Source organism: Cyclobacterium xiamenense, from assembly GCF_009467825.1.
In the GTDB taxonomy this organism is placed as follows: Bacteria; Bacteroidota; Bacteroidia; order Cytophagales; family Cyclobacteriaceae; genus Cyclobacterium; species Cyclobacterium xiamenense.
This window is the reverse complement of record NZ_WIOK01000026.1, coordinates 1-24,519: the sequence shown is the minus strand read 5'-3', so window position 1 is coordinate 24,519 and position 24,519 is coordinate 1. Positions and strand designations below refer to the sequence as shown.

The 24,519-nt window shown below is 42.9% G+C and carries 22 protein-coding genes; all 22 read left to right on the top strand.

The annotated features are described in order from the left end of the window. Positions 1-9 precede the first annotated feature (9 nt). The 22 genes from GCU44_RS17375 to istB all read left to right on the top strand — a co-directional run bounded on the left by GCU44_RS17375 (position 10) and on the right by istB (position 24,226). Positions 10-558: a hypothetical protein gene (locus GCU44_RS17375; RefSeq protein ID WP_154858112.1), complete on the top strand. Its 549-nt coding sequence runs from the start codon at positions 10-12 to the stop codon at positions 556-558. A gap of 143 nt (positions 559-701) precedes the next feature. Then, positions 702-1,259 carry a hypothetical protein gene (locus GCU44_RS17370; protein ID WP_154858110.1) on the top strand — a complete coding sequence of 186 codons (558 nt, stop codon included), beginning with the start codon at positions 702-704 and terminating at the stop codon, positions 1,257-1,259. 114 nt (positions 1,260-1,373) lie between these two features. Beyond that, on the top strand, positions 1,374-2,408 hold the full coding sequence (hemE, locus tag GCU44_RS17365; RefSeq protein ID WP_154858108.1) for a uroporphyrinogen decarboxylase: 1,035 nt from the start codon (positions 1,374-1,376) through the stop codon (positions 2,406-2,408). Positions 2,409-2,650: 242 nt separating this feature from the next. Further along, on the top strand, positions 2,651-3,343 hold the full coding sequence (locus GCU44_RS17360; protein ID WP_154858106.1) for a sugar transferase: 693 nt from the start codon (positions 2,651-2,653) through the stop codon (positions 3,341-3,343). Between the two features lie 320 nt (positions 3,344-3,663). Then, entirely contained in the window at positions 3,664-4,371 is a 708-nt protein-coding gene (locus tag GCU44_RS17355) for a sugar transferase (RefSeq protein WP_154858104.1), read from the top strand. A gap of 446 nt (positions 4,372-4,817) precedes the next feature. Beyond that, the gene (locus GCU44_RS17350; RefSeq protein WP_154858102.1) at positions 4,818-5,615 is read left to right on the top strand and encodes a polysaccharide biosynthesis/export family protein; all 798 of its coding nucleotides are present in this window, start codon (positions 4,818-4,820) and stop codon (positions 5,613-5,615) included. 18 nt (positions 5,616-5,633) lie between these two features. Then, positions 5,634-8,003 carry a GumC family protein gene (locus GCU44_RS17345; RefSeq protein WP_206670855.1) on the top strand — a complete coding sequence of 790 codons (2,370 nt, stop codon included), beginning with the start codon at positions 5,634-5,636 and terminating at the stop codon, positions 8,001-8,003. Positions 8,004-8,047: 44 nt separating this feature from the next. Further along, positions 8,048-9,418: a lipopolysaccharide biosynthesis protein gene (locus GCU44_RS17340; RefSeq protein WP_154858098.1), complete on the top strand. Its 1,371-nt coding sequence runs from the start codon at positions 8,048-8,050 to the stop codon at positions 9,416-9,418. Further along, a complete protein-coding gene (locus GCU44_RS17335) occupies positions 9,415-10,080 on the top strand; it encodes a CatB-related O-acetyltransferase (protein WP_154858096.1) in 666 nt (221 codons plus the stop codon). The genes GCU44_RS17340 and GCU44_RS17335 overlap by 4 nt, the downstream gene beginning before the upstream one ends. Then, positions 10,077-11,330, top strand: a complete 1,254-nt coding sequence (locus tag GCU44_RS17330) for a hypothetical protein (RefSeq protein WP_154858094.1) — start codon at positions 10,077-10,079, stop codon at positions 11,328-11,330. The genes GCU44_RS17335 and GCU44_RS17330 overlap by 4 nt, the downstream gene beginning before the upstream one ends. Before the next feature lie 19 nt (positions 11,331-11,349). Continuing rightward, positions 11,350-12,660: a glycosyltransferase family protein gene (locus GCU44_RS17325; protein ID WP_154858092.1), complete on the top strand. Its 1,311-nt coding sequence runs from the start codon at positions 11,350-11,352 to the stop codon at positions 12,658-12,660. Between the two features lie 122 nt (positions 12,661-12,782). Continuing rightward, positions 12,783-13,790, top strand: coding sequence for a glycosyltransferase family protein (locus GCU44_RS17320; protein ID WP_154858090.1), 1,008 nt, complete (start codon positions 12,783-12,785; stop codon positions 13,788-13,790). 64 nt (positions 13,791-13,854) lie between these two features. Next, entirely contained in the window at positions 13,855-14,868 is a 1,014-nt protein-coding gene (locus GCU44_RS17315) for a Gfo/Idh/MocA family protein (RefSeq protein ID WP_154858088.1), read from the top strand. Between the two features lie 4 nt (positions 14,869-14,872). Next, on the top strand, positions 14,873-15,730 hold the full coding sequence (locus GCU44_RS17310) for a hypothetical protein (protein WP_092177891.1): 858 nt from the start codon (positions 14,873-14,875) through the stop codon (positions 15,728-15,730). A gap of 636 nt (positions 15,731-16,366) precedes the next feature. After that, entirely contained in the window at positions 16,367-17,065 is a 699-nt protein-coding gene (locus tag GCU44_RS17305; protein WP_241685004.1) for a glycosyltransferase, read from the top strand. Positions 17,066-17,096: 31 nt separating this feature from the next. After that, entirely contained in the window at positions 17,097-17,573 is a 477-nt protein-coding gene (pssD, locus tag GCU44_RS17300) for a PssD/Cps14F family polysaccharide biosynthesis glycosyltransferase (protein WP_161993965.1), read from the top strand. A 32-nt stretch (positions 17,574-17,605) separates the two neighbouring features. Next, entirely contained in the window at positions 17,606-18,085 is a 480-nt protein-coding gene (gene pssE / locus GCU44_RS17295) for a PssE/Cps14G family polysaccharide biosynthesis glycosyltransferase (protein WP_161993964.1), read from the top strand. Between the two features lie 163 nt (positions 18,086-18,248). Beyond that, positions 18,249-19,238 carry a glycosyltransferase gene (locus tag GCU44_RS17290; RefSeq protein WP_241685003.1) on the top strand — a complete coding sequence of 330 codons (990 nt, stop codon included), beginning with the start codon at positions 18,249-18,251 and terminating at the stop codon, positions 19,236-19,238. Continuing rightward, on the top strand, positions 19,216-20,322 hold the full coding sequence (locus GCU44_RS17285; RefSeq protein ID WP_154858086.1) for a glycosyltransferase: 1,107 nt from the start codon (positions 19,216-19,218) through the stop codon (positions 20,320-20,322). Before GCU44_RS17290 ends, GCU44_RS17285 begins: the two co-directional genes overlap by 23 nt. Positions 20,323-20,351: 29 nt before the next feature. Continuing rightward, complete coding sequence (locus GCU44_RS17280; protein WP_154858084.1) at positions 20,352-21,500, top strand: glycosyltransferase; 1,149 nt, start codon at positions 20,352-20,354, stop codon at positions 21,498-21,500. 436 nt (positions 21,501-21,936) lie between these two features. After that, positions 21,937-23,535, top strand: coding sequence for an IS21 family transposase (istA, locus tag GCU44_RS17275; RefSeq protein WP_241685002.1), 1,599 nt, complete (start codon positions 21,937-21,939; stop codon positions 23,533-23,535). Next, positions 23,507-24,226 carry an IS21-like element helper ATPase IstB gene (gene istB / locus GCU44_RS17270; RefSeq protein WP_154858080.1) on the top strand — a complete coding sequence of 240 codons (720 nt, stop codon included), beginning with the start codon at positions 23,507-23,509 and terminating at the stop codon, positions 24,224-24,226. The genes istA and istB overlap by 29 nt, the downstream gene beginning before the upstream one ends. The last annotated feature ends 293 nt before the right edge of the window (positions 24,227-24,519 follow it).

The window sequence follows — 24,519 nt, the reverse complement described above, 5'->3', positions numbered from 1 at the left end:
TAAAAGCGTATGAAAAAAAGCAATCAATCAGTACTCGTAAGTAAGCTGTTCCTTCTTATCACCGCAGGGGTTTTGTGGAGTTGTGAAGGACCGATAGGTCCGCAGGGCCCTCCGGGACAGGACGGACTTGATGGTGTCACCATCGTGGGAGAGGTTTTCGAAATAATCGGCGACTTTACACAGTCAGGTAATTTTGGCATCCGCGGTGAGTACGGCTTTGATTTGGTGGAGTCGGACAAGGTCTTGATCTACCGCCTGGGTGGTGTGGATCAGGAAGGCAATGATATTTGGCGGTTAATCCCGCAGGTTGTATTTCATCAAAACGGTATTTTTACCTACGATTACGATTTCACCTTCTACGATTATTCGATTTTTTTAACCGGTGATTTTGACCTCAATACATTGGAGCCTGGGTTTAGAAACGAGCAGGTTTTTCGGGTATTGATCGTTCCTGCTGACCGAATTGATCTACGGATGGATTTTTTAAACCACCAGGCTGTTTTGAACTTGCTTGGGGTAGACGAAGAGGATATCCGGCGGTATCCGGTAGGAAATTAAGCCGAAATGATGTGATTTTCGTAAAAAGACAGTTTGCGCGTGTGGCAGGCTGTCTTTTTTTTGGTTGGTATTGGATATGCAAAAATTACCGGCTATCTTTCAAATAACGCACCTAATTCATTATACGTAGTAAACAAAAACTTATGAAGCAGATTTTATACTTGGTAGTACTTGCAGCAATAATGGCATTGCCTGCATGTGAGGGTCCGGAAGGACCTCAAGGCCCTCCGGGTCTGGATGGAAGAGATGGAGTGGATGGAGAAGATGGGGAAGATGGCATTGAAGTTCTGAACCTGGTCTTTGAAGGGCAGGTAACGTTTTCTGAGGAGAACGAATTTGCGATCGGTTCCGGTCTGGAGATCGGTCCGGGGGATAATTTGCTCGTCTACCTGGAATGGGCGCAGGTAGAAGGGGAGACGTTGTGGCGGTTATTGCCCCAAACGGTGTTTTTTGCAGAGGGAGCGACATTGACGTACAATTACCAATACACCGCTTCTTTTTTCAATGTCTTCATGCAGGCGAATTTTGATCTTACGCAGTTGGAAGCCGAGTGGACAGATAACCAGCGCATTCGTATTGTATTGCTCCCTGGGTTTTTTGTAGAGGAAGAAGCTGCGCGAATTGATTTCAGTGACTTTGATGCCGTGATGTCCCTGATCGGGAAGGACGAATCGGATATCGTGCCAATAACGCTCAACTAATCAAGAGAGGAACTTCGATAATTGCAGGTAGAAAAAGCTTTCCGGAATTTAGGGAAGCTTTTTCTATACAGTCCCTTTTTTCGTTTTTGGCGCAACTTGATTTATATTTGCGGCATGCAAATGAAGAACGATTTACTTTTACGTGTAATTAAAGGAGAGGCAGTAGAAAGGACTCCAGTTTGGTTGATGCGGCAGGCTGGGCGAATTTTACCCGAGTACAGGGCAGTCAGAGCAAGTGTGCGTGGTTTTATTGAACTGGCGCAAACGCCTGAATTGGCTGCAGAGGTGACGATACAGCCTGTAGATCTCCTTGGTGTGGACGCTGCCATCATTTTTTCAGATATTTTGGTTGTTCCGGAGGCGATGGGGCTTCCCTACGAGATGGTAGAGAAGCGAGGTCCCTGGTTTCCGAAAACGATCGGGAGTGCCGCCGATTTAAAGAAATTAAGGGTAGCCGATCCCCAAACCGATCTTCACTACGTTTTGGAAGCCATTCGGCTCACGAAGAAGGGGCTCAACGGCAGGGTGCCGCTGATAGGCTTTGCAGGAGCACCCTGGACGATTTTTGCCTACATGGTAGAAGGCTCTGGGTCGAAGACCTTTTCCAAAGCCAGGGCCATGTTGTACCAAAACCCGGATTTGGCGCACAAACTTTTGGACCTAATTACCAAAACGACCATTAAGTACTTGCAAGCACAGGTAGGTGCAGGAGCAAACCTGGTACAGATTTTTGATAGTTGGGCTGGCATCTTGCCTCCCGATCAATACCGGGCGTTTTCATTGCCCTATCTGGAGAGGATCTGTGAAGCGGTTACGGAAGTACCGGTCACGGTCTTTGCCAAAGGGGCTTATTTTGCCATGAAAGATTTTTCACGCATGGCCTGTGCCACCGTGGGCTTGGACTGGAACATGGATATAGGAGAGGTAAAGCAACTTGTGGATGGGAAAAAAGCCCTGCAAGGAAACCTCGATCCGGCGGCCCTGTATGCTCCAGACGAGACACTCGTTGCTCAGACGCGCAGCATGTTAACCCAATTTGCAGGAAGCAGGCACATTGCTAACCTGGGTCACGGGGTGTACCCGGACACCTCACCAGAGAAAGTGAAGCTTTTTGTTCAAACGGTAAAAGAATTTGAAATTGCTCCCTAAATTGTTTAAATAAGTAAAATATTTCAATGAGGATACAATACAATTAGATGTGTTTGTTCTAATTATATAAATAAAAATAACTTTTTTAGTAATTTTTTTCATTTTGAAACTGTAATTTTCTGGATCATAAATACCGCCCGTATATTTGGTAATCTCAAAATAGCTGAATATATTTGTTAAAATGTATTTCAAATACATTAAAACGAGGTATAGTTTTTTGTTAGGGTTCATTGATTTCGGCAATGGAAAAGTTTTTACACAAGCAGGATCAGTCGGAATATTTATCGAAAAAGCTCTCCGGGTATATTGGGCCGGGTGGGGTGGTTTACCTTACGGATCCTAGGAAGGTTTTTGTGAAGCGACTTGTGGACCTGGTTTTTTCATTTCTTTTCTTGATTTTTATTCTATCCTGGTTGTTTCCTTTGGTTGCAGTGTTGATTAAACTGGACTCTTCCGGCCCTGTTCTTTTCAAGCAGTTGCGGCACGGCAAAGGGAATACCGCCTTCTGGTGCTATAAGTTCCGAACGATGAAGCGAAACGATGAGGCTGACACCCGGCAGGCGTCTAGGCACGACCGGCGGGTTACCCGAATGGGGAAATTCCTAAGGAAAACCAGTCTGGATGAAACACCACAGTTTTTCAATGTTTTGCTTGGTGACATGTCTGTTATTGGGCCCAGACCTCATGCCGTGCCAATGAACCACTTGTTTTCCAACGAAATAAATAATTACATGTTTCGCCATTCTGTCAAACCTGGGATTACCGGATTGGCTCAGGTAAAAGGGTACCGGGGGGAAATCCTGCGCTTCTATGATATTTATGGTCGGGTGCGGCTGGATCATTTTTATATCAAAAATTGGTCCTTACTCCTGGACGCAAAGATCCTGGTTTGGACGATTTCTGCTGTATTTTTAAAGAATGCCAACGTCTATTGATTTTTTTGTTAAATGGGCATGAATTTGGCTTGGCAGTTGTCAGACGATGGCCTTGGAAAATAATTAATCCCCAGTCCCCATCTGGTCGATTCCAAGCAGATTTTTTTACGTTTATGACCGATTCATTGCCGAGAACTAATTTTTAAAACTATAAAAATGAATTTTAAATACAAAAAAACGGATTTTAATTAAAATTAATTTTCCAAAAGCTTGCAAAGAACAGAAAGTCCCTATATATTTGTAAAAATGTATTTCAGATATATAAAAATGTTTTTTAAACAATAGGTAAGGAATAGGGAGGTAAGTAACGATTGTTAGCGATGGAAAATGTTTTAGTAGAAAGAAAATTTGGCCAATCCCTCAGGAAGGGAAATTTTGTAAAAGGGCAGCAGGAGGCAAAAATCAGGGTACTGTACGGTAAAAGCGATAGCTATCAGAAGCGTCTCATCAAGCGGGTTTTTGATTTGACCGTATCGGTATTTACTACCGTGTTCGTATTGTCCTGGTTGTTTCCATTGATTGGAATCTTGATCAAACTGGATTCCAAGGGACCTGTCCTCTTCAAGCAGCAGCGGCATGGAAGAGGCAACAAGGTATTTTATTGCTACAAATTCCGAACGATGATCAAAAACAACGAAGCAGACACCCGGCAAGCGACGCAGAATGATTCGCGAATCACCCGGGTTGGGAAATTTCTTCGGAAATCCAGTTTGGATGAACTTCCGCAGATACTGAACGTGCTTCTTGGAGACATGTCGATCGTTGGTCCAAGGCCCCACGCCGTACCGATGAACCTGGAATTTGCGAAAGAAATCGGCGGTTTCATGCAACGACACCGCGTGAAGCCGGGCATTACCGGCCTGGCGCAGTGCAAGGGGTATCGTGGTGAAATCATTAATTTCCAGGAACTACATTCCCGGTTTCGGTTGGACTTCTTCTATGTGCGGAAATGGTGCCTGCTATTTGATATTAAAATTGTCATTGAAACGGTTGTTTCTCTTTTGACAAAAAACGAAAAAGCATATTAACACCATAGCGCGTCGAAATAAACAGCGATAAACACAAAAGGGCACAAATTTTTCTGATTGATAACAGCTTTCCAGATGTTGCTTGTGTCCGATATAACCCATTATAACAAACGGTCGGTTTTGCTACCGAATACTCGGGCCTTGGCTGGCTTCCTTAAGTTACGTAGACCGAGTCGATCCTTTTGACGAGCAAAGGGTCAACCGACATTCGTGATTACAGGTTTGTTCGGTCTTGGAACGAGAAGAAATGGAACGTTTGTCGATAGGTATCCGGGTAAATATAGCTAAAACGAATGAAAATATTCTGGCACAGTTCTTATTGTTCTGATAATTAAGTATTTTGCGACGTCTTTATTGGTTGCATGTTTTAGCAGATTATTGTTTCACTTTTTCACCGAGATGAACGAGTTCGGTGAGTAAAAACGACGTAACAGTCTTTAGATTTTATGAGAAAAAGTACATTAGTAAACAGCTTGGTTTTTATTTTCCTTCTGTCCGGCATTTTTGGTTGTGCGAAGAGGAATTTGGTCTATTTCAGCGATATTGAATCCGGAGCAGATTTTTCAACCCAGATTACCAAGTTTCCTGAGCCGACCATTCAAAAAGGGGATTTGTTAAAAATTACCGTAAGCAGTCTTAATCCGGAGTCAAATCTGCTGTTTAATGCGGGCGTGATGTCGTCTTCTGAAGACGGGCGGGTGATGAATGCGGCAGTTCCGATCAATGAGGGTTACCTGGTGGACAAAGACGGGCAGGTAAATTTCCCGGTTTTGGGGATGGTGGTGCTGGAAGGTCTGACGAAGGAAGAAGCGATTGAGAAAATGGCACAGCGTTTGGAAGAGTACGTGAAAGACCCCATTGTAAACGTTCAATACCTGAACTTTAAAATCACCGTGATCGGAGAAGTTTCCAAACCCAATACTTTCACCTTGGAAACCGACCGGATTACCATACTTGAAGCCTTGGGTTTAGCAGGCGACATGACGGAATTTGGAAAGAGAGAGAATGTATTGGTAATCAGGGATGAAGATGGCGTTCGAAAGGCAGTCAGGTTAAATCTAAATAATCGAGAAATTTTAAATTCTCCGTATTTCATGTTGCACCAAAATGACGTGGTATACGTAGAACCAGATAAAATGAAAGCGATTCAGGCCAGTACAAATCAGCGGGCTATCACCATTTTTGGTATTTTGGCCTCACTTGGCATCGCGGTATTGTTCAACTTACGCTTCTATTTCGAATAAGAATACGGGATTATGAAAATGTCGGATATGTTAATGGATGATTTCCAACCCAAGGAGGTGGAAAACACGGATTACAAGTACTTGATCATGAAATACCTGAAGTTTTGGTATTTGTATGTGATCGGACTTGTAGGATGCTTGGGATTGGCATTTCTTTATTTGCAGTATGCTACCCCGGAATACCCTATTGAGGCGACTATTTTGATCAATAGTAACAAGAGTTCGGATTTTTCTCAAAATGCCGTATACTCGGAATTGGAAACGTATCAGTCGATCAAATTGGTAGAAAATGAGTCTGAAGTGTTGCAGTCATTTAGCTTGATGAGGCAGGCAGTTCGGGAATTGGATCTAAATGTGTCCTACTTTGTAGAAGATAATTTATTTCGAAACAAAGAGATTTTTGGACCTCAGGTACCCATACGGGTTAACCTGGATCGGTACGATTCCGCCGCATTTTTTGACGAAGACTTGTTGACCGTATTCAAGGTCCACGTGCAGGGACCGGAAACGTTTCAATTGGAGGATGAAGAGGAAAATAGTTCTAACCACCGTTTTGGGGAAGAGTTGGCCTTCCCGTTTGGGGAGTTTACCATTGACCTATTGCAGGAGTTGGAGGAATACCCCAGCACGATCATTATCCAATTCAACAACCCGTATGCGCTACCGGGAAGGTATAGCAATAAGTTGGAAGTGATGATCGTAAACAAGCTAGCCAGCGTATTGCGGCTTGGTTTTACGGATCCGGTACCCCAAAAGGGCATGTTAGTCTTGAATAAGCTAATTGAAGCCTACAACAGGGAGGCGATGCTGAACAAAAACCAAACAGCTAAAAATACCATTGATTTTATTAATAAACAGCTTGATTCGGTCACCAATGATTTACGGGAAATTGAAGCGATGGTGGAAGAATACAAGTCAGAAAATAAAATCACCGAACTGAGTTCCGATGCCCTGCAGTATGCCGAGCGGTTTAACCAAGGGAAAGAACAACTGGCAGAATATTCCATTCAATTGGATGTGTTGAATTCGATCGAGGAGTCACTGCAGGGGCAGGAGGACGATTTTCAGGTTATTTCGGGATCGCTCAATATTCCTGATCCAACGTTGTCGGCTAGTATCGACAAGTTTAATGAGTTACTGCGGGACAGAGAGCGCATGGTTCGTACCACCCAACCGGGTAATCCGCTGATACTGGAGAAGAACCAGCAGTTGAGTTCTGCTCGTCAAAACATACTGGGAAATATCCAGAGCATTAAATCCAGTGTGGAAATTGCAAGAAATAATCTCCTGGCCCGGACGACCGAAGTGGAGATACAGAGCGGGAAAGTTCCTGAAATCGAGCGAAAGCTATTGGAAATAAATCGCCAACAAGCCATCAAGCAGGACCATTATCAATACCTGGTGAAAAAGAGAGAAGAGGCATCGATGTCTCTTGCCGCCACAACGGTGAGTAATTCCAGAATCATTGATCCAGCAATGGCCGGCAGTAAACCGAGCAAACCTAATAAACTATTGATCCTTGGCTTCGCATTTTTTGCCGGATTGGGCGGGAGTCTCGGGTTTGTATTCGTCTTTTATCAGTTGAATACCAAGATAAAAGTGAAACGAGACGTTACATCAAGGACCAATATTTCCATTCTGGGAGAAGTCTCCCACCACGATGAAAAGGTGCCGATAGCCATATCCAGAGGGGTACGGACGCCCGTGGCCGAACAGTTTCGCCTTATTCGGACCAACCTTCAGTTTGCGCTGCCCAATAAGGATAAGAAAGTGATTCTGGTTACTTCTACTACGAGTGGGGAGGGAAAAACATTTTTTTCCCTGAATCTGGGAGTGAGCATGAGTTTGGCGGATAAAAAAGTTGTCATTCTTGAATTTGACCTAAGAAAGCCCCTACTATTGGAATACCTGGGAATGGAGGAGAAGCGGGGAATTTCCGATTACCTACAGAACGATTCGTTGACGATAGCAGATTTAATTGTCAAGAATGACCGGTTGCCGGATGGATTGGATTTGATTGGTTGTGGAACGCTCCCAGATGACCCGTCGGAATTGATGCTATTGCCCAAAGTGGGGTATTTTATCGATAAGCTTCAGGAGATATACGACGTGATCATCATTGATTCAGCTCCTGTCGGTCAGGTGGCCGACGCGTTTTCACTTTCGCGGTTCTCGGATATCACCACCTATATCATGAGGTACAACTTTTCTGAATCACAGGCAATTACGTTCATTAACGAGCAAAAAAGAGAAAAGAAATTAAAAAATCCTGTGATTGTTTTAAATGATGCCAAAACCAAGATGAGTTACGGTTACGATTACTATCAGAAGGCAGATATTAAGAAGAAGAAACGCGAGGTGTATAAAAAGATGGTGAAAAAAGTATAGCCTTGCATTTTTTTAGGTTGAGGTGTTAGTGAATGTTTTTCTGTATGAGAAGTCAAGTTTCCTCTCTTTATTTCGTTTTAAGTAAGGCGATCAATAAAGGGCACAAAAGAAGTGTAAAAGCCAAAAAGAACATCCTTGCCTCCCTGGTGATAAAGGGCGGAAGTATCGCGATTAGCTTGGTACTGGTTCCTTTGACTATCAATTACGTTAACGCGACAAGCTACGGTATTTGGTTGACGTTGAGTTCTATCGTTGGTTGGTTTAGTTTCTTTGACATCGGTTTTGGGCATGGGCTGCGAAACAAATTCGCCGAAAGTATTGCCAGGGGTGAATACGATTTGGCGAGAAAATACATCAGTACCACCTATGTAGTTTTAAGCTTGATTATTGGTGTCGTGTTACTGGTATTTGCCGGTATTACACCTTTTTTGAATTGGTCAAATATTCTGAATTCGCCGGTTGAAATGGCTGGAGAATTACGGATTTTGGCCTTGATCGTTTTCACGTTCTTTTGCCTTCAATTTGTTTTAAAGTTAATTACAACCGTACTTACTGCGAATCAGGAACCTGCGAAAGCTTCCTTTTTTAATTTTCTGGGGAGTCTTTTTTCGCTGATTGTGATTTATATCCTGACGTTAACGACAGAGGGAAACTTAATTTATTTGGGAACGGCACTGAGTTTTACACCCGTATTGGTTTTGATTTTTTCAAGTGTTTGGTTTTACAATCACGAATACAAGCGATACGCACCCTCGTTAAAGCAAGTAGACTTTAGCCTGGCACGGGATTTAATGACATTAGGGGGGAAGTTTTTTATCATTCAGATTGGCGCACTCGTGTTGTTCAGCACGAATAATATCATTATTACGCAGCTGTTTGGCCCGACGGAAGTCACGCCATTCAATATAGCCTTCAAATTATTTAATATTGTGACGATGGGTTTTGGGATTGTCGCAACCCCACTTTGGAGTGCATTTACGGATGCATATGTACGTGAGGAATACACCTGGATAAAAAATACCCTGGCTAAAATGAGAAAAATATGGCTGTTGTCCATTCTTGCAGCGGTCGCCATCTTGTTTGCATCACCGTTTTTATACGATATTTGGGTAGGGGACAAAGTGCAGGTACCTTTTAGCCTTTCGGTGGCAATGTGCGTGTATGTGGTGGTTTCAATCTGGCAGACGATTCATGTTTTTTTCTTAAACGGGATCGGTAAAATCAAGCTGCAGCTGTACATGGTTTCTATTGCGGCGGTGCTGAATATACCGATGGCCATTTATTTAGGGGGGTTGTTTGGTTTGGTCGGAATCACGCTTACCAGTACCATCATTTTTGGGGTACAGGGTTTGGTGTTCTTTATTCAAACCCGAAAGATATTGAATAAATCAGCGAAAAATATTTGGAATCAATGAGGGTTTTCAATTACATACGGAATTTTTTCATAAATACGTTTATACTGCTCAAGGTATCGGCAAAAAAGGAGAGTGTTTACTGGGAAATCCTTGGAGGAAATCTGATCAACAGTAAAGTTCATCCACAGGCAAGAGTGTTTAAGTACTACGTGCTGAGTAACACAGAAGTAGATAAGGGAACGTACATTTCACTCAATGCGCGGATATACAACACAACGATCGGGAAGTTTTGCTCAATTGGCCCTAATTTGGTATGTGGTTGGGGGATGCATCCCATCAATGGCATCTCTACTTCTCCTGCATTTTACTCAGCAAATGCGCAGGCTGGATTTACCTTTTGTAAAGAAACCAAAGTTCAAGAGCTAATACCCATCAAGATTGGGAATGACGTCTTTATCGGGGCCAATGTGATCATTTTGGACGGGGTTACCATCGGTGATGGGGCCGTGATCGGTGCGGGTGCGGTGGTTAGTAAAGACATCCCCCCCTATGCGGTTGCAGTAGGTTGTCCGATACGCATAATCAAATACCGCTTTAGCAATGAAATCATCGATGGTTTATTAAGGTCAAAATGGTGGGAAGGCGATGATGCTTCCCTACAGAAGGTAGAGGAAATGTTTTTCGATGTTGAGGGATTTATAAAGCAAATTCAAGAAGCATGAATACCATTGAATACTCAATCAACTATCAAAAGTACGTAAACGAACTTAATTTTAACTATAAGGTGTTTTGGGCATCTGTACTGCTATACAGCATAAGTGGAGGGCTAGGAAATACCTTTATCGAAAGTTTGTATAAGATTGAGCAATTTTTTCAGATGATCGCGCTGCTCGGAATTTTTTATTCTACCTATCATATCGTGCAATTCCGCTCGCCCAATAAAGTGATCAGCATACTATTGGTTATTTACTTTATATGGGTGATTTTTATTACCTTTTATGGGTTCGAGTATACGTATCAGAGTACCAAGTCTGTTATTTTTGGGGGTGTCTTTAAGTATTTATTTCCACTTCTTCTTTTCTTTCCCAGAAATCTATTTTTTTACAAGAAGCTTTTTTCGGTCATTTTTGTGCTGGCTATTGCGTATATCGTATACAACTTACTCTTTTTCGAAGAGGTTACCACGCACTATGAGACGAACGTCAACGAGAAATTTATTTTCGAAGGATTTACCAGAAATTTTGGTATCCCATTGGGATTTCTTCTCTTCACGTATATATATCATAGTAAAACAAAAAATTTAACGGTATTACTGGGTGTACTTTTTATGGTAGGCGTGGCTGCCTATCGAGCAAGGCGATCCATTATGGTTGTAGGCGTTGTTTACCTATTGATTTTTCTCGTGATACTCTACCTTTATTCAAATCGAAAAGTTTTGATGGCCATGCTTTTCGGTGTATTTTTACTAGTCGCTTCTGCTTTTGCCGGACAGATCTATCAAAAACTTCGGTTTACTTTTTTCGAGAAAATTGAGGAGCGGAGTACCGAAAACACGCGTGAATACGTAGAACTTGCGTTTTATCGCGATTTCGAATTGCAGGATTGGATTATTGGCCGGGGAATTAACGGGACCTATTGGTGTCCGAATATTGACGTGAATGATACGACAGGGTATCGGAGGATGATAGAGACAGATTACCTAAACATGATTTTAAAAGGGGGCTCTATTTTACTTGTGCTGATTTTAGTAATTTCAATTCCTGCTGCTTTTAAAGCGTTTTTTTATTCGAAAAACCTTTTGTCCAAAGCAGCCGGTATTTGGATAATTTTATGGATCTTAAGTTTGTATCCAATGAATGTGTTTATATTTTCGGTAAACTACATGATTTTTTGGATAGCTGTTGGAATCGGGTATTCGAGGGATATTCGGTATTTATCGGACGAAACGATCAAAGAGGCATTTAAACAATAGGTTATTTTTAGTTGGTAACATGAAGCATCCCAAGGTTCTTATATTAATCCAACCGTTTAACAACAATACCGGAGGAGGTATTACGCTGACCAATCTATTTTACGGCTGGCCAAAAGATAAACTAGCGGTAGCGAGTTTACCGGCATTGGTTAGTACCCATATTAATACTGCTATCTGTGATACGTACTATCAGTTAGGAGAGAAAGAGACGATCTGGAAGTTTCCCTTTAATAAGATAAAACGGAGGTATCCATCGGGACTACTGGACTTCAAAAAGCGACAGGTAAAGGAAATTGTCCCGAAAAAATCCCGGTTACGTTCTCGGATTTCAATTGACTACGTTGAGCCCGCACTAAAGTGGTTGGGGGTGATGGAATTGTTGTACGAGTTGAAGATGTCCGATGAATTTACACGCTGGCTTGATGATTTTAATCCGGATATTATCTACGCCCAGGCACATGGGAGAAACAGGGTTCGATTTTGTTCGCGGGTAAAGGAGTATTCGAAAAAGCCAATGGTTTTTCATATGATGGACGATTGGCCCAGTTATGCGCGCGATGAGAGCGTATTCGGTAAATCCTGGGAAAAAGTCGTTGATAAAGAATTTCGGCACCTGCTAAAGATATCCGATCTTCATTTGGGGATAAGTGAGTTGATGGATGATGAATACCGAAGGAGATATGGCATGGACTTCAAACCTTTCCACAATCCGATTGATATTGATTTTTGGAAAACGGGCCAAAAAACGACCTGGGAATTGCAGGCTGAAAACCCCACGATTTTGTATGCAGGACGTGTCGGGTTGGGAATCGAGGAGTCGTTAGAAAATATGGCGGAGGCGGTGACACGAATTAATTCCAAATCGGGGAGTTCAATAGAGTTTGTCATACAAGTAGCTACAAAAAGGGCCTGGATGGAAAAGTATTCCTGCGTAAAACACCGGGAGCCGGTGCCTTATGAACAGCTTCCACTAAAATTTGGGGAAGCGGATATATTGTACCTGCCCTATGATTTTTCTCAAAGCGCAGTCAAGTTTATCAAGTATTCCATGCCAACGAAAGCATCGGAATACATGGTAAGCGGAACACCAATCCTGATCTTTGCACCGGAGGAGACGGCGCTCGTAGACTATGCGAAAAAGTACCAATGGGCTAAAGTGGTCACCGAAAATAAGATAGACGTATTAGTGGAAGCAGTGGAGGGACTGCTGACAAATTCCGGCGAAAGAGAAGCGTTTGGAAAAGCGGCTATAGCGATAGCAAAAGAGCGACACGAGGGCAAAAAGGTGCGAGATGATTTTAGACAGGCCTTGAATTCAGTTTTGGCCTGATTATACGTGATGAAATCGTGCCCGCCTACCGGACAGGCAGGCATGAGGTACCGTCACACAGAGGGATGATTATTAAGTGATCCGGACAGATTATGTGACCACAAAAAGACAATTATAAACAGATGAAAAATATTTTTTTATATCCCAAGCACGATCGGTTTTATGGATCTCCAAATCCCTATATCTTTGATTTCCACCGGGAACTTGCTAAAAAGCATCGGGTTGTAAACAAAAATGCGCCAAATATAGGTACTTTGAATTTATTTGTCTACTTTTTCCAATCGGAAGTTTTTCTTTTTAATTGGATCGAAAACCTGCCGGAAAAGAAGTTTGGCCGCCTTCAAGTAGCTGGGTTTGTCTTTTTCCTTTGGCTGGTGCGTATATTCAAAAAGAAAATTGTTTGGGTACTGCATAACAAAGGTTCACACCATCAACGAGACAATCAACAGGCGGATAAAGTTTTTAGGTTAATGATGCGAAGATCTGATAAGATTATCACCCACTCCGAATCAGGTAAGTCTTTTGTTGAGGAAACGTACCCCGAACAAGCAGCCAAAGTTGTGGTGATTCTGCATCCCATTAGCGAACTGTTTCCGATTATTGATGCGGAAAAAACCATCGATTTTTTGATTTGGGGCAGCGTTCACAGGTACAAAGGGATTGATAAGTTTTTAAATTTCCTCGCTACAATATCCGAGGAACACCGTTTTAAAGTAAGAATTGTTGGAAAATGTTTTGATAAAGCCTATCTGAAGGAAATCACCTCTTATGTAAACGAAGATATTATGTTTACTAATGAAATTCTGGAATTGGAGGAAATTTATCGGATTGCACAGGAAGCAAAATTTATTTTGTTTACCTATAATTCCGACACGGTTATAAGTTCGGGTTCGTTGATTGATTCCATACGCATGGGAAGCGCCATACTGGGTCCAAATCATGGGGCATTCAAAGATTTGAGCAACCTGAGTTTTGTGAAAACCTACGAGAATTTTGGGGATATCGTTGAATGTAGTCGTTTCACGGGTACAACATCCGATCAGCTGAGGTCGGAAAGGGACGTTTTTTTTAAGGAGAATAATTGGGAAAGGTTTATAGACAAAGTAGATCGGGTGCTTGCAGATTTGTAAGTGATGTTCTGGTTTTTGAAATATTATACTGCACTATTAACATATATTTTAAACTGAATTAAAAATGATTAGAGTAGGGATTATAGGCCTTGGGAAAATGGGTTTATCACATTGTTCGATCTTAGGCGCGCATCCGGAAGTAGAGGTAGCAGGTGTATGTGACACCTCTGGTTTGGTAATCGACGGGTTCAAGAAATATTCGTCGTTTCCGTGTTATACGGATTATAAGAAGATGATCGATCAGGCAAACCTGGATGCCTTGCTCATTGCATCTCCGACCAAGTTTCACGCTGAAATGGTGGACTATGGATTAGAGCGAAATATTCACGTGTTCTGCGAAAAGCCTTTTGTCCTCAACGCGGAGGATGGGATTCGCCTGTCAGAAAAAGCGGATGCAAAAGGATTAGTAAATCAAGTAGGGTACCACAATCGATTTTTAGGGACATTCGAGGAAGTAAGAAGGTTGCTCGAAAAAGGGATACTGGGAGAGATGTACCATTTTTTGGCGGAATCCTACGGACCTGTAGTATTGCGAGAAAAAGGGGGAACCTGGAGGTCTGAAAAGAATCAGGGAGGAGGCTGTCTTTATGACTATGCGTCTCATACCATCGATCTGGTATATTTTCTTCTGGGTAAGCCAACGGCAGTCTCGGGGACGATGCTTAAAAGTATTTTCTCCCGGGGCGTGGAAGATGCTGTTTACAGCAGTATGGAATTGGAAAATGGGTTGAGTGGCCAATTGTCCGTGAACTGGAGCGACGAGACGCATAGAAAAATGACGACTCAAATCACCGTCATGGGAAAGAAGGGGAAATTAATCGCTGATGCTACAGAAGTAAAGATTTTTCTGAAAGAAGCAAATTTACAAGAGGGACTTGAAAAGGGCTGGACGATAAAGTACTTAACAGACCTTACTGAATCCGTGGACTTTTACCTGAGGGGAGAGGAATATAGCTCGCAGTTGGATCACTTTATTTCCTGTATTCTCAATAAGGGAGTTCAGAATAAAAGTAGTTTCAAGAACGCGACAGTGACGGATCAGACAATATCAAAATTACTTGAAAACGCTAAACAATAAGAAAATGGATAGAGTATTATTTGGAGATAATCAGTTTTTTGGTGTAAACCACAGTTCTGATGAAAAATCCAGGGCTCAGACGATGAAATTTCAAAAAGACGAGGCCATCCTGAAAGTGTTGGATACCGCGATTGATGAAGGGATTAATACCTTTATGTGCACGACGCATGATCGTATTGCCAATATTTGCGAGGTCATCAGAACAAACGATAAATACAACGGTTTTCAAATTTTTCCCTGTATGCCCTACGCGCATAAATATGCAAATGCGGTGACCGAGTTGGGCTATTTGGGGACCATCAAACAGTTTGTTCCCGGGAACATCTTCAATACGTTTGCAAAGGGGGGGCTGGCTTTTGTGAAAAAGGATTTTTCTTCCCTGGCGGAGTTGATGATTGATGCCGAATTGAAAATGTTTAAGGGCATAAAAACCCCCGTGATTTGGGTTCAGAATGTCATCACGGACTTGCTGTTAGGTCTGGGAATGACCGAGTTTTTGGTCACGTTTTATCGGCACGTAAAAGAAAAGCACCAAGCGGAACCGGGCTTCATTACGATGAATCTACCGTTGTTACTGGATACGCTCGAGAAAGCAGGTATTGAGAATCCTACAGTCTGCGCATCGATCAATAAAATCGGGTTTCGAATGTCTGGCGGGAAAGAAAAGTATGAAGAGGTAATCGCCCAAAAACGATGCAAGTTGGTCGCCATGCAAGTACTTGCTGCAGGGGCACTGCCTCCGGCGGAAGCCCTGGAATACGTTTGTTCCCTGGACGGAGTTGAATCCATATTGTTCGGTGCTTCGTCAAGAGCGAACATACATCAGACGAAAACCTTAATTGATACATATAGCCGCGTTTGATCGGGTGTTTTTCCGCCGAGCCAAGGGTCCCTGTTCCTTTGGCTCGCGCGGGATGCACGTCATCTCTACACCCGTTAGCGGGGGCATTATAACGTTTATACATTGAGTAGTCGCTGCTTTCACGGGTCATTTAGGATTAAGTTCATGGGTGTTGGTTCGCTAGCCGGTAGTGCGGCATAGGGTTCCTTCTTGTTAGGTTCCGGATACATTTGTTTGTTCCAGTTATTTTCTGTTACTGAAATGAGGATCTTGTTGATCAATAGTTATTCCATGGAAAACGCTTACCAGCTTTGGAGCGAGGGAAAAAGCGGGTCTCACCATGTTTGGGGTAAGATTGAATTGGAGCGCATCAGCGATTTTAAGATGATTATTTTTCCCCACGAAAAGTACAAATGGTTGAACCGAATCGGCGGGAAAGTTGGGGTCACACACTTGGATCAACAAATACGGATATTGTTTTCGCCGGGGAGCTACGACGTATTGTATGCGCCCTACAATACGAAGAACACAAAGTTGTTATTATTTCTTAAGTTTTTAAAAATTTACCGCAAACCGGTGGTCGTTACGATTCACCAGCCCTTTATCGGAACCAATTCCAGCTCTTACCTGGTTAGGAAGATTACCAAAAAGCTTTTGATGACCTACGATGCCAGCATTTATTTAAGTGAAGCCTTGCTGGCTCAGGCCATTGAAAAATTAAAGATCGATACGGATGCGATTGCCAATAAACTGTATACGGCTCAGTGGGGGCCAGATCTTAATTTTTATGCAAACTCGAAATTCTCTGCGGGAGCGACAGAATCCTATCTGATTAGTGCGGGACATACGGCGAGAGATTACGAGACGTTGATTGAAGCATTTAGGCGCCTGGATTATAAATTAAAGATTTTTTGTACGCCAAGGTCAATGCCGAAGATAGCCGAGCTTCCAGCGAATGTCTCCATTCATTCTGAATTTATTCCCTATATAGAGTTGATGGAACATTATATAAATGCACAAGCGATCCTAATTCCGCTAAAATACGATCGCATTCAGGAAGGTTGTCAGGGGATGACCAGTATTCAAGACGTAGTTGCACTGGGAAAACCTACGATTATCACCAAAAATATAACCTTAAATCTCGATGCCGAGAAAGAAGGGTTCGGTATCTTTGTAGAAATGGGGGATGTTGATGGGTGGGTGAATGCGGTGAAAACGCTAATGAATGACAAAACAAAAATGAAACAAATGAGTGAAAATGCGTTGTCGGTCTATCGCAAGAAGTTCAATGCGGATATTTTTGCCAATCAACTGAAAACGGTTTTTACCCAATTTTGGAAAGAAAGAGATAAGTAATTCCTAACTGTTTTATAAAATCATGAGGAAGATGAAGAAAAAAAAGATTATTTTGATTTGTTCGGATGGGGGGCACCTGGCGCAGATACTTGAATTGCGGGATTGGTTTACCAACTATGACTATCTTTTGGTTACAGAGATGGCTCCTTCCACCATGGCCTATCAAGACCAATATAATATTAAGTATCTAAGGGGCAGGTCAAATGGGAAAAGTCGAAGTGTGGGGTTTTTTATCAATATATTGGTTAATTTTTTTCTTACGATTAAGATTTTATTTAGTCATTTTCCAAAAGCGATCATTACGACTGGAAGCCATACAGCAGTTCCGATGTGTATTCTGGGGAAATTGTTGGGTAGAAAGATTATCTGGATTTTGTCCTTCGCAAGGATCGATTCAAGGGCGTTTTCTGCGGATCTTATTTACCCCATTGCGGATAAGTTTATTTTGCAATGGCCGGGTCCTCAACGGTTTTACAAAAAAGGAATACATTTAGGAGGAATCTATTGATTAATATAGCGTATAAATCCAACCCTACGAATATGATTTTAGTGTTATTGGGAACATTTCCTATCCAGTTTAAAAGGCCTCTTGTTGAGTTGGACAGACTCTGCAAGGAAGGATTATTGAACGAAGAAATAATCGTTCAGTCTGGACATACAGAAGTTGATTCGAATTATCTTACAGTGAAACCCTTTATGTCGGCCGATGATCTGTTGGGCTTATATAAAAAGGCACGTCTCATTATCACGCATGCGGGATCCGGATCGATCCTGAAAGCCGTGAAGCTTGGCAAGAAAGTGATTGCCATTCCCCGGCTGGCAAAATACGGCGAGCACGTAGATGATCATCAGCTTGAGATTCTCCGCGAATTTGAGCGATTGGGGTATTTGATTGCCTGGCGTGAAGAGGATAGTTTGATCGATTTGCTCAATAGGGTCGAAGATTTCGAACCGGCTCCGTATGTTTCGCAAAAGCAACAAATAATAGATTTTCTGGAAGACTACATCAGTCAGTTGTGATTGAGATTTGTGGTTCGTAAAGACGTATTTTATTGGTGATTGTTCGTATTTTTAAGCAGGCGCAGTCTTAGCTTTTTAAAATAGTTAACCGTTTGCGAGCAATGCGATAGACCATCTAGGAAAGTTTTGATGCAGGATGTGTTTAAAGATTAAAAGGGTAGATGTGAGTAGTAAAAAAATAGTTGGTGGAGATTTGTTTGAATACCCCAATGTACATTATGATAAAAACTCAGATTATAGATTTGAGGATCTGAACGAAGGGGTATTTATTTCCCGGGTTTTTGAGGAGCTCCAACGTTTGATGAAGGAGACTTTTTTTGACTTCGAGTTTTTTATTTTCTCCAACCACAAAAAGAAGGTTCTCCCGGAAAGTATACAGGTGAAAAGCAGCAAAAAGAAAATTCTGCTTTATTTTTCGGACGAATTGGGAAAGGATCCGAGACCCTATTCACAGCATTATTTTGCTATTTTTAAGGCGTATATTGGAGATAGATATGGGTCTACGGGGAACGTCTTTCCCATACAGATTGGCTATGTGAAGGACGTACCGGTCTTTCGACCGATAAAGCCAATCGAGAATCGAAAATACAACGTGTTTTTCCGCGGAAACTTAAATAAAAACCGAATCGATTTTTTCCGAAATATATCGGGCTTGAAATGGCTGTTCCCGGCACAGCGATTTTTTAGGGGCGAACTGTACCGCAATTTGTTACTAAAAACGAAAGTTGATTTTAGTAGCAAATTCCCGGATTCCATTCTCATGTTTAACAGTTCGTTTAAATCGGGTTACACGTTGGAAAAATATGGAGAGATTCTTTCTGAAAGTAAAATCGTGCTTTGTCCAAAAGGATACGATATGACAGAATGCTTCAGGCATTTTGAAGGAATGCGTGCCGGCTGTGTGATACTTTCCGAACGGTTGCCGAATACCGAGTTTTACCGGGGATCTCCGATACTGGAAATAGACGATTGGGGCGAAGGAATCGCTATTGTAAAGAAACTCTTAGCGAATCCCGAGCAAATGCAGCGTATCCAAAAACAGATGATTGAATGGTGGGAGAATCGATGCTCGGAAAGCGCTACTGCACGGTATGTAAGCGAACGAATTGCTGGTCTTTTAAACGCAGAAAATGGTAACGCAACGAAAGATTAGAGTACTCCTCATCAATTCCTACTCATTCGATACGATTTTTGCCAATTGGTCAAAGGGGGAAAATCCCAGCCATTTTCTTATGGGGAAAATTGAATTGGAAGAGTCCGGGGATTTTGTTGTAGATATTCTAAAGCACGAAAAATACCGTTGGTTAAATCGACTGGGGAGCCTACTTCGTATTCCCTTCCTGGACCAACAGGTTAGGACGCTTTTGTCGGTCAACCGCTACGACCTTCTCTACCTGCCCTACCCGCTTGCCAATAGTCGGCTATTATCGCTATTGAAGTGGATGAAACTGCTTCCTATACCTATTGTAGTACTTGGACATCAAGGTTTTCAGTACTACGATGACAAAGACACGTTTTTTAACCGACTTCTAAAAAAGGGGTATCAGCAGTTTGATCATTATGCGTTTTTCAGTAGAAAATTACTAGAGAAAACCCAAATCGATTTGGATTTTTCCAGTGATTCTGCAAGAGAGCGTTTTCATTACGTCCATTGGGGGCCGGACAGGAAGTTTTATCAGCGCCTGTCAGCTACCAAAACGTCTCCAAACGATCGGCCATTTGCTGTTTGTGCCGGCACAGTAGATAGGGATTACGATATGTTGATTGCGGCTTTCTCTAACGTGGGGGAGCAGTTGAGGATTTTTTGCACGGAAAAGGGGGTTTCTTCCTCTAAAGAATTGCCTTCGAACGTTTTTGTGGACAATTCCTGGGTACCTTACCCTGTTTTGATGGAGGAATACCGGGCATCCAGTTTTGTGATCATTCCCATTCGGGATGATATCAAGAACAGGGGAAATACCTTTGGACTTACTGTATTAAACGATTGCATCGCCATGGGAAAGCCAGTTTTAATGACATACCACCCCTACATCGATATTGATATAGAGAAGGAGAATATCGGACTGTGGGTAAAAGACAACACGGTGAAAGGCTGGGAGACTGCCTTGAATAGGATGTTTGGCCTTTCGGGTAGTTTTGATCTTATGGAGAAAAATGCCCGACAATTGTACCATACCCGGTATCATTCAGGAGTATTTGGTCAGGAGATGGCTGAAATATTTAGAAAAGCAATATAATGGCATTTTTCGAATCAACGTTGTAACCCATGTCGATACTGCACCTGTCTTTTGATTACCCGGGCTTTCTACACAAGGATAAGACAAAAGCTGTCAAGAACCTCATAGATGCACAAAACGAGTTTGACAATTTGGTGTTCTCTATGAAACGTTCGGCAAATCCTTTTTCCGATTACCGGGTGGTCAAGACGGATTATGGTTTTGGCATGAGGGTATTTGGGTTGCCCTTTGGTATTTTTCTCACGCCCTGCATGCGTTTCGCTGGCAGGCGAATCCTGAAAACCCTCCGTAACAATTCGGTGGATTTTGATATGATCCATGCCCACAAACTTACCTTTGAGGGGATCATTGCTTTTTCGCTGGCAGAGAGATTGGGTATTCCGTATATTGTTACCATTCGCGGTGACTCCGACCTCAAAGTGATTCGGGCCAAGTGGTGGGCACGCCCATTGTATGGGAAGATTTTGGGCGGGGCATCTAAAATTCTATTCCTTACTCCGTGGACAAGGTATCAATTGGAGCACTATTTTCCCGCTATACCCTTTCAGGAAAAAGCAGTACTGATCCCAAATATTATTGAGCCAAGCAGGCAGGTAAGCACAACCGGCCATACCAAAAACAACAAGTTCGTTTCGGTTTTTAAACTGGATTCCTATAAAAGGAAAAACATTAAACGCGTCATCAAGGCAATGGACGCGCTCCATGCGTCGATCCCTTCCGTTGGGTTGGATATTATTGGACCGGGTACCGAAAAATCAAAAAAAGTAATTCAAAAGTACATTGATTCCTGCAAGTACCCCTCTCGTTTTAACCTCCTCGGTTCGGTACCCAATGAGCAGCTGGTTCACGTGTACCCCAAATACCTGGGTCTGGTACTCCCAAGTAATCCGGAAACCTTTGGTCTGGTTTTTATTGAAGCCCTTAATTCGGGTCTTCCCATCATCTATGCTAAAAACGCCGGTGTGGACGGTTTTTTTGAGGAGTACAGAAAGGTGGGCGTAAAGGTTGACAGTCGCTCGGTGAAAGAAATATCCGATGCATTGAAGCAGGTGTACGAAAACAACGAAGCATACACGGCCTCGGTGCAACATTTTAAAGATGAGGGTAAATTGGATGCGTTTTCGAGAAAGCGCGTCACGGAGGATTACCTCGGTATTCTAAGAGCCTTGCTCGCTTGACGTCCGGATGAATTCCGGTGATTCTTTTTCTATCCCTGTTGGTGCATTTTGGCTACCACCAACACACGCTTCCGAATAAGGCAGCTTCGCAACGGTTTTTTTTGCGGCCTCTCCGTTCACTTCTGACAGCTACATTTGTTTGGTTATCCAGGTACACCTGGATATACCGGAGTAAATTGACCCCCCAAATGATGCCCTTATCCGGAAGGTTAGGGTGTCTTTAAATGCTTTAAACGGCTGCCATTCCGGCAGATGTTGACCCCTCTTTCACACTCCCTGAGTGAAAAAATCCGGAGCATGTTGACCCCTCTTTCGGACTATTCCGGAGCATAGCCTGTCCCGAGCATCGGGATTGACCCCCTAAAGATGATTTTGGTTTCTTGCGGTAAAATTAACTTACCGATTTAGATAAGCTATGGCAGGAAAACCAAAACCGATGAGTCAGATAAAACAATTATTGATTTTACACCAGCAGGGCAAGGGCATCAAGACCATTGCCCGCAGCCTTGGTATCAGCAAAAACACCGTAAAAGCCTATCTTGCAAAGCATGATGCCCTTGTCTCGCAGGGTGTAAAGAACAGTACGGAAAGTCTTCTGAAGCTGGAATCCCCCGAACTTGAGGCCAAGTTCCACCCGGGAAACCCTGCTTATAAAGAAGAAAGATACGAGCACCTTAAAACCCACATCGACTACTATTTGAAAGAGCTTGAGCGTACAGGGGTCAATAAAAGGCTGTTGTGGGAAGAGTACAGGGAATCCAATCCGGATGGCTATGGATACTCCCAGTTCTGTTTCCATCTCCAGCAGCAAAAGGAAGCCTCCAAACCTTCTGCCGTATTGCAGCATGTTCCGGGGGATAAGCTTTACATTGATTTTGCAGGCAAAAAGCTCACCTATTATGACAGGGAAACCGGGGAAGCAATTGAATGTCCGGTTTTTGTGGCCTGTATGCCCTTTTCCGATTATGCCTTCGTACTGGCTGTTCCAAGCCAGTCCGTATCCGACTTTCTTTATGCCCTTTCCTGTTGTCTAGCCTTTCTTGGGGCTGTCCCAAAGGTTTTGATTCCCGATAACCTGAAATCCGCAGTCATCAAAGCCAGCAAATATGAGCCCCACATCAACAGGGCCATGGAAGATTTTGCCACCCATTACGGGGCAGCCGTACTGCCCACAAGAGTGAAAAAACCAAAAGATAAAGCTTTGGTTGAGAACCAGGTGAAACTGGTTTATTCCAGGGTATATGCCAAACTGAGGAACCAGCAGTTTTTTGACCTCCATTCGCTCAATGAAGCGGTTAAATGTAAGGTAAAGGCCCACAACCAGACCAGGATGCAACAGAAACCCTACTGCAGAGAGGAACAGTATCTGGCAGAGGAAAAAAAGCATATGTCCGCACTTCCCGATGATCCGTTCGTACTCAAGAGTTACTGTGAACTCAAGGCCGCCAAAAACAACCATATCTATCTGACCGAGGACAACCATTATTACAGTGTCCCTTACAGGCTTATAGGTTTAAAAATGAAGGTGCTCTATACCCGTTCCATGGTATACATCTACCATGAGGGGGAGCAGGTTGCCGTACATATCCGGAGCGGCTCCAAGGATGGCAAATACACGACAACTGCCGACCACTTATGTTCCCAGCACAGGCACTACAGGGACAGAAGCCCTGAATATTATAAGAAACTCGCCTCCGGGCATTCGGATATATTAAGCAGGCTTGTTGAATATATTTTCAGTCAGGACCGTTATCCGGAACAACTTTATAATACCTGTGATGGCCTTCTGGCACTGTCAAGGAAATCGGATGCGGAAAAATTCAGGCTTGCCTGCCAAATGGCCATAGACAACGAAGTTTACTCCTATTCTTTTGTTAAAAACATCCTGGAAAACAATATGACCGGACAGTACCGGGAACCGGTTCAAAAGAAGCTTCCCGACCACAAAAACGTAAGGGGAAAAGAACATTACCAAACTCAACTTAAATTTAACAAACAACAGAACAATGAATCAGATCGAAACAAAAATGGGTAACCTGAGGCTCCACGGGATGTCCCGTACCTGGGAAGCCCTAAAAGAAACACGGAGACTGCATGAACTCAACCTGCAGGAAGGGATGGAGATCCTGCTCCAGGCCGAGGAAGAGGAAAGGACTAACAGAAGGTTCAAAAGACTATCGGCAAACGCCGGGTTCAGGTACAGGGCTTCAATCGAAGAACTCAGGCTGGATCCTTCCAGGGGAGTGGATAAAAACCTGATTACCACCCTGGCAACCGGTGAATATATCGCGCAGGGAACAGCGGTACTGATCTCCGGTTCCACTGGATGCGGAAAAAGTTTCCTCTCTTCGGCACTTGGTCACCAGGCATGTCTACAGGGGTATAAAGTAGCATATTTTAATACGCAGAAGCTCATGTTGAAGGCCAAGCTGGTACGTCTGGAAGGCTCCAGTATCAGGTTTTTTGATAAACTGGCGAAAGCGGATCTATTGATCCTGGATGACTTTGGGCTGACACACCTGGATAAGCAACAGGAAATGGATTTTATGGAAATGATAGAGGACCGACATGGCAAACGCTCAACAATTATAGTAAGTCAGTTACCGGTTGGGAGCTGGTATGATGTGTTTACAGAGGAGACGATTGCAGATGCGGTTTTGGACCGTCTCGTGCATGGATCTTATAGAATAGAAATAAAAGGGGAAAGTCTCAGAAAAAAACAGTAAAATTGTCAGTATATAGCGTTCTTCAAAAAACCAGTCATTTTTAGGGGGGTCAGTATGCCCGGAAGGGGGTCAACATCACCGGAATATCCAGGTACACCCTCCGTAAAGAAAAAATGAGGCGTCACCAACCGTCGGTAGCTTACATTCCAGTTGCATATTGGCCGGGAGCAATTCATTTGATGAGGTAAAGAAAATGAGGCTGTCCGAAAAGTCGGGCAGCCTCTAATTTAGTTGTTTTTTTTCTCCAAAAATGGTATTTTGGAGTTGTACAAAAAAGCAACTATGGCCAAGTT

Bases quoted from the DNA above. Each gene is read 5' to 3' on its own strand.
- GCU44_RS17370 (WP_154858110.1), top strand. From the start codon at position 702: ATGAAGCAGATTTTATACTTGGTAGTACTTGCAGCAATAATGGCATTG.
- istB (WP_154858080.1), top strand. From the start codon at position 23,507: ATGAATCAGATCGAAACAAAAATGGGTAACCTGAGGCTCCACGGGATG.
- GCU44_RS17335 (WP_154858096.1), top strand. From the start codon at position 9,415: ATGAGGGTTTTCAATTACATACGGAATTTTTTCATAAATACGTTTATA.
- GCU44_RS17355 (WP_154858104.1), top strand. From the start codon at position 3,664: ATGGAAAATGTTTTAGTAGAAAGAAAATTTGGCCAATCCCTCAGGAAG.
- GCU44_RS17325 (WP_154858092.1), top strand. From the start codon at position 11,350: ATGAAGCATCCCAAGGTTCTTATATTAATCCAACCGTTTAACAACAAT.
- GCU44_RS17280 (WP_154858084.1), top strand. From the start codon at position 20,352: ATGTCGATACTGCACCTGTCTTTTGATTACCCGGGCTTTCTACACAAG.
- GCU44_RS17315 (WP_154858088.1), top strand. From the start codon at position 13,855: ATGATTAGAGTAGGGATTATAGGCCTTGGGAAAATGGGTTTATCACAT.
- GCU44_RS17340 (WP_154858098.1), top strand. From the start codon at position 8,048: ATGAGAAGTCAAGTTTCCTCTCTTTATTTCGTTTTAAGTAAGGCGATC.
- GCU44_RS17310 (WP_092177891.1), top strand. From the start codon at position 14,873: ATGGATAGAGTATTATTTGGAGATAATCAGTTTTTTGGTGTAAACCAC.
- istA (WP_241685002.1), top strand. From the start codon at position 21,937: ATGAGTCAGATAAAACAATTATTGATTTTACACCAGCAGGGCAAGGGC.
- hemE (WP_154858108.1), top strand. From the start codon at position 1,374: ATGCAAATGAAGAACGATTTACTTTTACGTGTAATTAAAGGAGAGGCA.
- GCU44_RS17330 (WP_154858094.1), top strand. From the start codon at position 10,077: ATGAATACCATTGAATACTCAATCAACTATCAAAAGTACGTAAACGAA.
- GCU44_RS17305 (WP_241685004.1), top strand. From the start codon at position 16,367: ATGACCTACGATGCCAGCATTTATTTAAGTGAAGCCTTGCTGGCTCAG.
- pssE (WP_161993964.1), top strand. From the start codon at position 17,606: ATGATTTTAGTGTTATTGGGAACATTTCCTATCCAGTTTAAAAGGCCT.
- GCU44_RS17375 (WP_154858112.1), top strand. From the start codon at position 10: ATGAAAAAAAGCAATCAATCAGTACTCGTAAGTAAGCTGTTCCTTCTT.
- GCU44_RS17345 (WP_206670855.1), top strand. From the start codon at position 5,634: ATGTCGGATATGTTAATGGATGATTTCCAACCCAAGGAGGTGGAAAAC.
- GCU44_RS17350 (WP_154858102.1), top strand. From the start codon at position 4,818: ATGAGAAAAAGTACATTAGTAAACAGCTTGGTTTTTATTTTCCTTCTG.
- pssD (WP_161993965.1), top strand. From the start codon at position 17,097: ATGAAGAAAAAAAAGATTATTTTGATTTGTTCGGATGGGGGGCACCTG.
- GCU44_RS17360 (WP_154858106.1), top strand. From the start codon at position 2,651: ATGGAAAAGTTTTTACACAAGCAGGATCAGTCGGAATATTTATCGAAA.
- GCU44_RS17285 (WP_154858086.1), top strand. From the start codon at position 19,216: ATGGTAACGCAACGAAAGATTAGAGTACTCCTCATCAATTCCTACTCA.
- GCU44_RS17320 (WP_154858090.1), top strand. From the start codon at position 12,783: ATGAAAAATATTTTTTTATATCCCAAGCACGATCGGTTTTATGGATCT.